The 12421-nt window shown below is 43.0% G+C and carries 11 protein-coding genes; 8 read left to right on the top strand and 3 right to left on the bottom strand.

Annotated features, from left to right (window positions below):
* The first annotated feature begins 450 nt into the window (after nt 1-450).
* Nucleotides 451-2622, top strand: a complete 2172-nt coding sequence (locus RMY63_RS32250; RefSeq protein WP_322732605.1) for an NACHT domain-containing protein — start codon at nt 451-453, stop codon at nt 2620-2622.
* 211 nt (nt 2623-2833) lie between these two features.
* On the opposite strand, the gene RMY63_RS32245 is transcribed toward RMY63_RS32250, so the two are convergent.
* The 3 genes from RMY63_RS32245 to RMY63_RS32235 form a co-directional block, all read right to left on the bottom strand.
* Nucleotides 2834-7087, bottom strand: coding sequence for a strawberry notch-like NTP hydrolase domain-containing protein (locus RMY63_RS32245; protein ID WP_322732604.1), 4254 nt, complete (start codon nt 7085-7087; stop codon nt 2834-2836).
* A 66-nt stretch (nt 7088-7153) separates the two neighbouring features.
* Nucleotides 7154-7540, bottom strand: coding sequence for a hypothetical protein (locus RMY63_RS32240; RefSeq protein ID WP_322732603.1), 387 nt, complete (start codon nt 7538-7540; stop codon nt 7154-7156).
* 79 nt (nt 7541-7619) lie between these two features.
* Nucleotides 7620-8081: a hypothetical protein gene (locus RMY63_RS32235; RefSeq protein WP_322732602.1), complete on the bottom strand. Its 462-nt coding sequence runs from the start codon at nt 8079-8081 to the stop codon at nt 7620-7622.
* A gap of 297 nt (nt 8082-8378) precedes the next feature.
* Here RMY63_RS32235 and RMY63_RS32230 point away from each other — a divergent pair, with 297 nt between their 5' ends.
* From RMY63_RS32230 to RMY63_RS32200, 7 genes are all read left to right on the top strand, one after another.
* Entirely contained in the window at nt 8379-8639 is a 261-nt protein-coding gene (locus tag RMY63_RS32230; protein WP_322732601.1) for a hypothetical protein, read from the top strand.
* Nucleotides 8614-8781 (top strand): hypothetical protein, encoded by a 168-nt coding sequence (locus RMY63_RS32225; RefSeq protein ID WP_322732600.1) that lies wholly within the window; start codon nt 8614-8616, stop codon nt 8779-8781. The genes RMY63_RS32230 and RMY63_RS32225 overlap by 26 nt, the downstream gene beginning before the upstream one ends.
* A gap of 405 nt (nt 8782-9186) precedes the next feature.
* Nucleotides 9187-9339 carry a hypothetical protein gene (locus RMY63_RS32220; RefSeq protein ID WP_322732599.1) on the top strand — a complete coding sequence of 51 codons (153 nt, stop codon included), beginning with the start codon at nt 9187-9189 and terminating at the stop codon, nt 9337-9339.
* A gap of 239 nt (nt 9340-9578) precedes the next feature.
* A complete protein-coding gene (locus RMY63_RS32215; RefSeq protein ID WP_322732598.1) occupies nt 9579-9929 on the top strand; it encodes a WGR domain-containing protein in 351 nt (116 codons plus the stop codon).
* Nucleotides 9930-10075: 146 nt separating this feature from the next.
* A complete protein-coding gene (locus tag RMY63_RS32210; RefSeq protein WP_322732597.1) occupies nt 10076-10315 on the top strand; it encodes a hypothetical protein in 240 nt (79 codons plus the stop codon).
* A gap of 106 nt (nt 10316-10421) precedes the next feature.
* A complete protein-coding gene (locus RMY63_RS32205; protein WP_322732596.1) occupies nt 10422-11285 on the top strand; it encodes a ParA family protein in 864 nt (287 codons plus the stop codon).
* 1 nt (nt 11286) lies between these two features.
* A complete protein-coding gene (locus tag RMY63_RS32200; RefSeq protein WP_322732595.1) occupies nt 11287-12414 on the top strand; it encodes a ParB/RepB/Spo0J family partition protein in 1128 nt (375 codons plus the stop codon).
* Nucleotides 12415-12421: the final 7 nt, after the last annotated feature.

The following is a 12421-nucleotide window of genomic DNA, read 5'->3' as shown; positions in this document are numbered from 1 at the left end:
GGCCAAGTCCTCTGTGATTGCTTGGTTCGAGTGGGCAAGGAAAAACAGGATTGTGATTGCGATGTCGGGGGAAACTGTGTACACGCCAGATGGTGAGGCGGTGGCGTTGCAGGAGATGATGCGGCGGTGTCCGATGGGGAGTTAAAATAAACGTTTCGGATCTGATTTTTGAAGTAGCATTTTTACTTGGGAAGAGGAAAATGTAAAGATTGAAAATGCAACTAAGAAATTTTGTTATTCCCGTTAATGAGATTTATTAAAAGGGCAATTGCGGTTATAGTATTGTTGCAAAAACTGAAACCAGGCTTATATATTTTTCACACAAGCTTTAAAATGAACCCTATCTAACGAGCTAGATCTTCTGAGAATCACTTAATAATTTATTGCTTTAAGCTGTACTGATGCGGTAAAAATTTTGTTGTTCATAATTACTTAGTCGAGGGCTATTTTATGACAGGGTTTGAATCTATCACCTTAGCAGCTGCAAAGAGTTTAACTGGAATTGTCATTAAGTTTGGTTGGGATAGCGGTAGCAATTTTTTACAAAGGCTACCTGATAAAATCCAGCAAAAAATTTTCAATGCATCTAATAAATACATAGAAAGTTATGAAGAACGACATGGTACTCTTAAAGTATTAGGAATGCAGCAACCAGTAAAACTGCAAGAGATTTATGCAGAAGTGCAATTCTTAGGAGAAGAAGAGAGACAGCAATTTATTTCAGTTGCAAATTTAGAACAGGTTTACCGTCAGTCGCCTACACGTAAATTTCAGCTAGAAAAGTGTCAAAAACAGAATGGACTTGAAGTTGCCAATCAAAAACAATACTTAATGGTACTAGGACAACCAGGTGCGGGAAAATCTACCTTCTTACGGCGTATAGGTTTGGAAGCAATCAAAGGAACAAGAGAAAAATATCAGCATGAGTGTATTCCAGTTTTTCTGGAACTAAAACAGTTTAATAATGAGAATATAGATTTAGAAAAAGCAATCTCAGAGGAACTAGAGAATTGTGGTTTTCCTGATGCCGAAGCTTCCACTAATAACTTACTAGAAAAAGGTAAGTTATTAATTTTACTGGATGGCTTAGATGAGATCCCAACCGCTCAACTGGACGCAGCAATTACTCAAATTGAAAATTTCGTAGATAAACACAATCAAAACCGTTTTATTGCCTCCTGTCGTACTGCTGCTTACCAAAGCCGCTTCAAGCGTTTTGTAGATGTGGTGATGGCAGATTTTGATGATACTCAGATTGAGCAATTTATTACTAACTGGTTTCAGTCAGAAGAAGACAAACGCTTCTTCATAGGGCAAAGATGTTGGAAATTATTGCAGCAATCTGAGTATGCTGCCACAAAGGAATTAGCGCAAACACCGCTATTGCTTACTTTACTGTGTCTGGTCTTTGATGATTCTCAAACCTTCCCTAAAAACCGAGCTTCACTTTATGATGATGCGCTAGATGTTCTGCTGAAGAGATGGGCAGCAGAGAAGCGAATTCAGCGTGAACCTATTTATCAAAATCTAACTATAGCTCTGGAAAAAATGATGCTTGCAGAAATTGCTTATAAAACCTTTGAAGCGGATTTATTGTTCTTTCCTCAGCGTGAGATAGTGCAGCAAATTTATGATTTTCTAGCAAGTAATTTAAATGCACCGAAGCATTTGGATGGAGAAGATATTTTAGAAGCCATCCAAATTCAACAGGGGATATTTGTTGAACGTGCAAGAGATGTCATATCTTTTTCTCATCTAACATTCCAAGAATATTTAACGGCGCAACACATAGCTGATAACAATCTGATTGAAAAGTTGGTGACGAATTATCTTACAGATACACGTTGGCGAGAAGTCTTTTTGCTAGTAGCAGGATTGATGCGAGGTGGAGCTGACCAATTACTGTTACTAATGGAAACAGAAGTTCGTAAATATATGAACTCTCCTAAGTTGCGAAATTTACAGAAATGGATAGAAGAAAAAACTACTGGGTATAAAGGGGACTTAAAACCTGTGGGCAGGCGTGCGAACGCCTACTCTTACGCCATCAATATCGCCATAGCTTACACCTACGCCACCAACACCTCTGTCTTCACCACTATCGCCTACCCATACATCCGCGAAAATGCCTTTTCCTACAGCAGACCCATAGCTAACCTCTATATCACTGGTAACCACGACCACTTCAGTAACTACGCTTTCACCAAGCTCTACATCAACCCCATCGCTATTGCTAATGGCAACCTTGATGTCAATACTATTAACGACGCTATCAATGATTTCATTAAATCATGTAGGCAATTGGATAAACTGAAAATTTTCAAAGCCGTAAACTTTGGAGATATCATTAATCAACTTGAGGAACTTAAAAACAAAATTCCTAGTAATAAATTCCCTCCAGAAGAACGCCTTGCATTCCTTGGTCAGCTTCTGCAAAGCTGGTTCATTGCTTTCGATCTAACCCCAGAAATGATTAATTTATCTAAGGAAGAATTTAAGAGACTGACCAATTATTTTTACGGCAATTACCTCATAATCCAGTGCAAAGAAGCAGCGGTAAGATTGGCACCTACAACATGGCAAGCGATTGAAGATCGAATGTTGCTTGTTCCGAGTGATTGAACAACTTTTGCAAAACTTGGTTTACCGCTAAAACCCTTCAGTAGTCCAAGAGAGTGGCGATTAGCTTATAAGAGTATTTGCTGTTAGCAATTGCCCTCCTTGCATCGGTGATAGGTTAAGATAAAGTGCATTTTGTCAATCAGCTAATAATAGCGAACATAATTTTGCTGCCAAAAGATAAGCCACTCTGCTGATAGAGTGGCTTATCTTGTTAACCCAAAACCCCAATCACAGCACCCAAGACACCAGCAGCGCTTACGCCAGTTGGCACAAACACCCGCTTGCGCCAATCGATGATCTCGGTGAAACAACCCACAGCCACAAGCCGGTCAGCCAACGAGAGGGCATCGACTAGTTCTATGCGAGGCTCACCAGCAATGAAAGAACGCCGTAGCGTTATACCTCCTGGTAGTTGCTGTGAATACTTCTCGTTCAGCACCAACCAAACAAGTTCTGTGGGACTTAGCAACTGGTTCTTGAGTCCGAGTTGTTCTCGCACAGTTTGGATATCATTAGCATTCACCACCCGCCCCAGAATTTTCTGTCCATCACTAGTTTGCAGCCGGAAAACCCGGCTACTGCTCTGTGGCAGAACTTTCCAAATGGGCAGCAGTATGCCAGTGACTAGATGCAGATAGTCAGTGGTGAACTGGGGCAAAGAAGAGATTTCCTTTGACCAAGCAGCAACAAACGTATCAGCCGAAACCTGCTGCCAAGTGGACGAATTCAATTGTTCGACGGGAGCGCGAGTTTCTTTTTGTGGTCGAATGAGTAGAACTCTTGGTACAACACCACCATCAGCGTTGAAAATACTATGTGTCGGAATTAACACAGCAGTATGACCAGACTTGGTATTTACCATCAGTCTCCCCTGATATTGAGTGGCAAACTCTAGCATCTCATCAGCAGTTTTGATGTTGTTCTTCTGGATACGTTCAATTTTCAGGTAATTGGTCACGCTACCAGTGGCAGGATGTGTATAAACTGATTCTTGGCTTTCGATGTTAAATCGTTCTGCCCGGAGAGTTTCAACACCCATCTCATAAATCCCCGCGGCGATCGCTGCTTCAATCTGCTGACTCAGCAACAACTCAAAACGCTCGAAGATAATGTTTTGCATATCAATTCTTAGAGCCAGCAAGCGGTTGAGGAATTGACGCAGGGGAGGGAGGTCTATCCGCATTCCGCCTTCGTGAGAAGTTAGCGATAAACCAGTCATCTGCTCAAATTGCCCTAATGAAACTTCATAAAATCGACCTTGGAAGATTTGCTTAAACAACTCATACAGGGCGTGTTCGGCGTACTGTGACTCTAGGTTATTCTTAGCCTCGAATATCCCATTTCCACCAGTTTGACGCTGACCGCGAGTCAAAGCACCCAAGCTGTCCAGCCGTCGGGCAATAGTCGAGATGAATCTGCGTTCACCCCTGACATTGGTGGTGACAGGTTTAAAGATTGGTGCAGATGCTTGGTTAGTCCTATGAGAACGCCCAAGCCCTTGAATGGCATTGTCGGCTCTCCAACCAGCTTCGAGAAGGTAATGCGATCGCCGCCGCCGATTCACAGCGTTCAAATCGGCATGGTAACTTCTGCCTGTACCGCCAGCATCAGAGAAGATAAGGATTTGTTTGTCATCGTTCATAAATGCAGCAGTTTCGGCAATATTAGCCCCACTGCCCCGTGAATCAACGAACAAACGCCCTGAATCATCTTTTAAAACTCGCTTGCTGCGACCTGTCACCTCAGCAACTTGCTTGTGACCGAAGTGCCACAGCAGTTGTTCTAGTGCGCCGGGGATTGGATCGAGGCTTGCCAATTTATCCACTAACGCACCTCTCAAGGCTACAGCTTCTTGGGAGATAACCGCAGAGCCATCAGCATTAAAGACTGGGAGGGAGCGTTCTGAACCATCTTCGCCAGAGTATATCTCATGCAAATGGATTGGGAACGCACTTATCAAATAATCCATGAGATATTCTCTCGGAGTTAGATCCAGATTCAGATCCTTCCATTCGTCAGCCGGAACCTCATCAAGTCGCCGTTTCAATAACTCTTCGTTAGTTGACACGATTTGAATCACAACAGCAAGACCTTGAGCTAAATCTTGCTCAATTGCTTTGATCAGCATAGGACACTTCATGCCTGTAAGCAGATGGTTAAAGAAACGCTGTTTGTGAGATTCAAACTGAGACAATGCAGACATTTTAGCCATGCGATTGTAAGTTTTCGTGCCAGTGATGTTACAGGCTTCTAGTGCTTTCTCTAAATTATTATGAATAACTTGAAAAGCGTCCGCGTAACTATCATAAATCCGTTCTTGAGTAGGAGTGAGTTCAATTTCTAACATCTCATACTCAACACCATCGAACGAAAGCGATCGCGCCAGATACAAACCGAGTGCCTTCAAATCCCTAGCCACAACCTCCATCGCCGCAATGCCACCACCCTCAATGGATTCCACGAAATCCTCACGGGAGGTAAATGGGAAGTCGCCGGTTTGCCAAAGCCCCAAGCGGTTTGCATAAGACAAGTTGGACACTTTGGTTGCGCCAGTTGCCGATACGTAAATAACCCGTGCCGAGGGAAGTGCGTTTTGAAGTCTCAGCCCTACAATGCCCTGCTGGGATGCTGCCACCATACCGAGTTTACCCTCAACGGCCATCGCATTGCCCATTGAATGGCACTCGTCAAAAGCGATGGCACCCGTCATATCCGATCCTGCCCACTCAACGATTTGCTTAAGCCGACTTTTGCCATTCTTCTGAGAGCGCAGTGTGGAATATGTGCAGAACAAAATCCCTTGAGTGAACTCGATAGGTTCGCCAAGCTTGATGTTGCTAAGGTCGATGATGTCTCGCTCAATACCACCCAGCGCACACCAATCTCTACGGGCATCTTCGATTAATGCAGCACTTTTAGATACCCAGATTGCTTTTCGTCTGCCCTGACACCAGTTATCTAATATAATACCTGCACACTGTCTTCCTTTACCAGCACCAGTCCCATCGCCAAGGAACCAGCCACGACGAAATTTCACAGCATTTTCTTCGCCCTGAGCCGCTACAGACACATTATCCCACGAATCATCGACAATATAAGACCCAGATAAGAATTCTGAGTGCGCTTGTCCTGCGTAAATTACGCTCTCAAGCTGTGCCTCTGATAACAAGCCTTGTGAGACAATGTTTCGTGGGAGATGTGGTTTATATGTCGGAGGCGGAGGCGAGACAAGTGCTAAAGCTGCGCTCTCACACAGCAATGACGGATGGGGTAGAGCGTCCTTGATTCTAATGCGTTGTGGGCGATAGGTTTCATAGAGGCTATCTTTCAACCCATCGGTGGCAGTCCACTCGACAACTTCGTATTCCAGAACTACTACATCAGGAATTTCTGCGGAGGGTTCTGGTTGAGCTACTGTAGTACGTTTCGATAATTTAACAACCTTCGCCACAGCAGCAGCGACTTTGACAGGTGCGGATTGCCACAGAGATCGTCCAGGCAACTGCTCAATCAACGCCAATATTTCGGGCGGTTCCAGAGTTTCTCTAATGCAAGGGATTACGTCTTTTTTATCAGCCGGAACCTTATCAATTACTGTGATTCGGGTTTCTATTGTTGTCCCGTGTTTCGAGTACACCTTGCCACTGACCCCTACAGATAGTAGAACTCGCGCTTTTTCTTGCCACCTAATAAAAGTGTCGCGCCAAGTCGGGTTAGCCGGAGAGAACCAATTGGCTGTAATTGTTACCAACCGTCCGCCGTCGCACAGCCTTTGTAGTGCAGAGTTAATATGGCGAGGGGTTGCGTCGGGGTTGCGATCGCTCACCTTGGGCGATGATGAGAATGGCGGATTCATCAGCACAACCGAGGGCTGAGTCTTACCAGCTAAGTAGTCGTTAATCTGCTCGGCGTTAACAGAGAATAGTGGAGTACCAGGGAACAGCCGACGCAGAATCTTATTTCTGTCTTGAGCCAATTCGTTCAGCATCAAACTTGCACCGTGAAGTTTGGCGAACTGAGCCAGAATCCCAGTCCCTGCCGATGGTTCAAGCACTAAATCGTTGTTAGTCACTTGTCCAGCCAATGCTACTAAGTAAGCCAAGGATAACGGAGTCGAGAACTGCTGAAGCTGGATTTGTTCAGAAGTGCGGCGGGAGTGTGTGGGACAAAGCGACTCAAACCGTTGCAGTTCTTCTAAGGGGTTTTGAGGTAATGGTTTTTGTCGCAGGTAGAGAATTAGTGCAACTTCCACCGCTTCATACGCATCTTTCCACAACCACTTGCCCTGTGCCGCAGTGCCGTGAAAGTGGCGATTCATCTGCGATTGAATAGTTTTTGTAGCAATAGGGCGATGATCAATTAGTGATTTAGCTAGTTCTTGAGCAACGTTGAGGATGGATTGCCCATAATCTAGAACAGTTTGTAGGTCAAAAAGCGTTCCTTGTGTAGCGATTTGGCTGACCATGACTATATATAGATATAATTTTCACAAAAAATTGGCGTAGCCGATGCTGAAGACTGAACAAAGCAATCAAATTAGACTTAATTGCTTGATGTTGATTTCTTGTGGATGCTCGCGCTCGATCCAATCAAAGGCACATTCCAGGTTGAGCAAGAATTCTCGCCACTCTTTAGGTTCGGGGATACCAGCCAATGTTTGTTTTGCTGCATATTCATTGACTAAACCAGCACAATCAACCATGTGCGAATACGTATCGAATGCCAGTTGATTGCATTGTTGTCTAACTGAGCGTTTCACCTTTTCTGATGAAGTCTTCCAAAAGATACTGTAGCGAGTTTGATAATATTCTCCAGACAAAGTAATTGCTTTTTCGAGGTGCAGACGAGCAACCGCAAACTCTCTTTCATCTGGAACGTATTGGAGAGCTACAAATAAAGCACAGTGGGCTGCTTGCATTATTCTAATTTTTGAAACGACAGGGGAAGCGATCGCTTGTAGTAACGCGATCGCTCTGCTTCAAAACCAAGTTGTGGGATTAAGCAGCGGACTTCTTGCTCCCTTTGGAACGATTTTGAGTAGCGGCTTTGTTGGTAAGCTTAGTGGTTCTCTTGGTTGTGGCGGATTGGGTAGATTTCTTGGTTGCCCTAGCTTTCGGTTGTACAACTGAAGCTGGCGCTAACAGTCTAAGTGAGGGGAACGGGAGTATAACCGATGGCTGGGTCTGGATTGGGGTTGGTTGAATGTCTGTGGTGAACCAAGGGTCAGGCAATTGTTCAAACTGTGGTGCTGCGCAAGGGTCTGGTGTTATTGCTAGTTCTGGTATTGGTGCGGCGGCTGGCTCTTGTTGAAGGGCGAGCGCTTGAGAATTTGTAGCGACAGGTGCAATTGCATAATATGGTAGCAAGAACAAGCCGTTTACGAAATCCATCACCATAATAGTGACGATGCCCATGACGATGATTTGAATTGCCCAGTTGAGTGCGATTTGAATATCCATTGTTTTCTCCTGAAGTACGAGAGAGTTTTCAGTGACAACTAGCGAAGCGTTTTAACTGCACGTTTTTGAGAAATTTAGGAAGTAGCAGAAGGATTCAGGCACAAATTCTAGGCGTGGAGAATTGAATTTGTAGAAGCCTGATATTCCTTAAAAATTTGGCGTAGCCCAAAGGAGAAATTGCCCAAAGAACCTGTAGTGATAACTTGGCAAACAGGCTTAAAAGTAGAATTGAAAAGGCTAAGATTCAAGTCAAGCGGTTAATTACGTTCATTCAACTAGGCCGCAGTAAGTTAAACAATGGCAAGCAAAGAAGTCCAAGTCAAAGAGTACACCGTCAGAGCGCATAAACGGCAAATCCACACACGCGTTTTTAATTTCGTCTGTAAGCAGTGCGATCGATCAACTTCTCGTGAAACTTATGGCCCACGTCCCCTGTACTGCGAAACCTGCCGTCCTCCAGGGCCGCCTAAGAAATCTTTAGTGACTGCACCAGCTAAGAAGGGTAAGCCCAGGGCTAAGGTTTACCAAAGTGATGTGGATTTTAAAAAGTCTTCGTGAGGCGATCGCGAATAAATCCACTACGAGCAGAACGCCTAGCCACATGAACGATCGCTTGATTAAACTCAAAAAAGTACAGCGAGAAAGAGCGAGAATGTTGGGAATGGTAAAAGCCAGCACAGTTAATTTGGGCTTATTCTAGAAATACCTTCTTCAGCGCATGGGTAAAATAGCGACTAATGCTTGATTATTGGACAGCGAGTGCTGCGTTTTGGCTGACAATGTTCGCAATTGGGGAGTGGGTACTGCAATTTCGCCTGGGTTATCTGGGTCGCTACTGGAATCTTGCCAGCGCTGCTAGCTTATTCTTCGGCTTTTTGCTGTCTGCGCTGGTTAGTCTACCCCTAATAATCAGTTTGAAAGTAGATCCGTTCACTTTTGCAGGCAATGTCAGTAGATCGAAAACTTTTGTAAGTTGACGAAATAATCAGGGTTTCAGCCGACGTTTTGGGGCTGACGATCGCGATCGCTTGCACACCACTCTTAACCCACCAACAACGCTCGTTCCTCGAAAACCAAACACAGAGCGAGGCTGGAGCAGGAACGCTTGGAAAACCAAAAGCTTGAGCAGGAAGCCCTGGAGAAGGAAAGGGAGGAGAAAAGAAGAATAATGATAGAAATCGCTCAAGAGGAAGAAAGGAAGTGGTACGAGGAACACGGTGATGAGGATTATGAATATGACGAGGAGGAGGATGAATAAGCTTTTTTAACCATCACTTAGGGAATTCTCCAGCCAGCCTTTGAGTTGCCTGACTAATTCAGGGTTTTGCATTATCAATTCTTTTTCCAAATCAGTCTACGCCCTTTGAGAACCATCTCCAACAGCTACAAAAATTTGCTCACTCATATTCTTTTGCTCAACTATTTTGACAAAACTTTTGCGTAATGTTCTGATTTGCTGGTATTGGAATATTATACAAAAAGGCTTGTGGATAAAAAATGCTTGAGCAAACTGTTTACCAACTAGACCTCTGGCAACAATCGAAGTGGCGACGAGACACGCGATTTTATACCCTAACGCTATGCCAAAATTTATTCGGACAGTGGGTAATTACCAAAACTTGGGGTAGCGTCGTAAAAAGAGGATTCGGCAGATCGCAAGATTTAAATTGCTCAGACTATCAAACCGCACTTACCAACTACCACAAGCTACAGCAGCGAAGAGAAAAGCGTGGATACAAAAGATTTGATAGTAAATCAAGATGGTTATATAGCCCAACACAAAGCACTTCGTCCCAGCCCCAACATCGAGAAAACAAACTTTCTCTTGGTCAGTTGTCGTTATTTTAGAAAGAGGTCTATTAATCAGTCGTCAGAGCTGAAAGCAAAGCAAACGCTTCAAATATGGCAGTTGTTGAGTGTTGGCTCTTTACTGCTAACTATTGACTGATGACTAATAATTAGTGACTATTGAGTTTTAATAATTACAAATTGATATGCCAAACAAGATAATCAACGTCAAAGAGTACACGGTTAGAGCGCATAAACGAGAGATTCATACCAAGATTTTCAACTTCATCTGCAAGCAGTGTCAACAACCTACACAACGCGAGACTTATGTCCCTCGCCTCTTTTACTGGGAAACCTGCCGTGTGCCGCAGCTACCCAAAAAATCTTTGTTTGAGCCGAAGAAGAAGGCTAAACCCAGATCAATGATTTACAAGGGTGAGCCATGAAATTAAGTCTGTGCTATCAAATTAGCCATTCGTGTTAACTCGGCAAATTTTTTTGAGTTGACTTATAGCATATTGAATCTCAGATTTTAAAATATGAGAATTAACTTTGACAAAGAGATCAGAAGTAGCTGTGCCAAAAACAGAACCTCAAAAGCTAGTCTTAGCCATTCTTAGTAATGCTGGAGGCAGTGGTAAGACTACCTTAGCAACGCACCTAGCTTATGAATTAGCTCATCGTCAAGTCGGTCGCCGTACTTGTTCAGTAGGGCTTATTGATTTAGATCCTCAAGGTTCTTTAAGTTTATTTTGTGGGTTAGAAAAACCTTCAGATCCTGAACAGTCCGTTTCTACTGTATTATCTGATAATTTTTCGGGTGATTGGCCTTTTGTGCCTTGTTGGAGTGAGCACAAGCTCAAAGTAGAAGTTTGCCAAAGCATACAACAGCCTTTACTGAAAACTGCTGATGATTTAGTTAATCATCCTCGTGGCCCTTATCTTTTAGCTGACAACCTTAAAGATTATCCTGTAGAGCATGATTTAATAATCATTGATTGTCCTGCTACATTAGGCAGACTAAATTTAGCCGCACTTGCCGCTAGTACTCATATTCTCATTCCCATGCAGCTTGAGCCAAAAAGTGCTAGTGGAGCAGCTGAATTACTTCAGTTTTATTTTATTGAGTGTAGAAGGTTGCGATTAGAACCCTACCCTCAGATTATGGGGATAGTGCCAAATCAATATAGAGCAGATCAGGCTATTCACAACGAAATTTTAGAGCAGATGCCGATTATAATTCAGCAGATGCAACTTAAAGATGCTTATTCTTACCCTCCAATTAGATTTTCTTATGAGTTTAGTAATGCGTCTGGTTCAGGATTACCATTACATCTTTATCGAAAAAGACACCCAGCTTGCAAAGACTTTGCCAAACTAGCATCTGATTTATCGGCCATTGTAGGAGCGAAGTAAAATGGCACGTTCAAAAGTAGATTTAACAAAAATGTTTAGTACTGCTGCTCAAATGTCAGATGCAGAAGTTGAGATTAATAAACTGCAAGCAGAAGTCGAGCGCCTGAGAGCTTTACAAGCCCCAGAATTAGAAGCGCAAATTGCTGCATTGCGCGAACAATTAATGATGCAGTCGGGGCAACAGGAAATAGATATAACATTAATTCTCCCTAACCCTGAGCAACCAAGAAAAACATTTTCTGCCCAAAGTATTAATTCTATGGCACGTACTTTGGAAAAGGATGGACAGCTACATCCTGTAATTTTAATAGCAGAAGGTTCAGGTTTTGATTTATTTGATGGTGAAAGACGATGGCGTGCAGCAATGCAGCTGAACTGGAAGACATTAAAATCTGTTGTCATGCCTCGCCCTCAAGATTTGCATAGGAAAGCACTGCTTACAACACTATATCGTGAAGACCTCAACCCTCTTGATAAAGCAGAAGCTCTTTTAAAGGAAATTTCTGGGCGAACAGAAGTTAGCTTAACAGAAGCCCCACGCATTTTAGCTACTGCTGTCCGTAGATTAGATTATCAGAAAAAAATGAAGCAGGTGGGTGAATTAATTGGAGAAAGTGATGATAAACAAAACCAAGTTTTGGACGAACTCGATCTAAATGATATAGAGAAGCAGATTTTCAGGGTTATTTTAGATCTGGGTTTAAATCCAGCATCAGTTACAGCTAACGATTTCCGGATGTTATCGCTTTTTCCGGATTTACAAGCAGCTATCCGAAAATCGAATCTTAAGGCTGCACATGCAATGATATTACAAAGGTTGTCAGCTAAAAAGCTAGGTTTAGATGAGAAAAGAGTGGCAAAAATTAGAGTTGAAACAACCCAAAAAGTTGTTGACCAATATTTAACACTTGTAGAAACTCAAGAACTAGTCAATCAAATTATTTCAAAACATGCACCCAAGCCTGCTAGCGATCCAAATGATAAACAAGTAAAAAATATAATGCGTAGCTTGAAAGAACTTAGTGTGGACAAGATTGAGCGTTCTAATCTCGAAAAGATTCATCAATCCCTAGAACAGAAACTTAAAGAAATAGAAGCTGTAATCAAAGCGGAGAATTATAGCGAATAAGACTTTA

This window comes from Nostoc sp. ChiQUE01b (assembly GCF_034531255.1).
GTDB lineage: Bacteria > Cyanobacteriota > Cyanobacteriia > Cyanobacteriales > Nostocaceae > Nostoc.
Note: the sequence above shows the minus strand (reverse complement) of the source record. Positions and strands in the feature narration are given on the sequence as shown.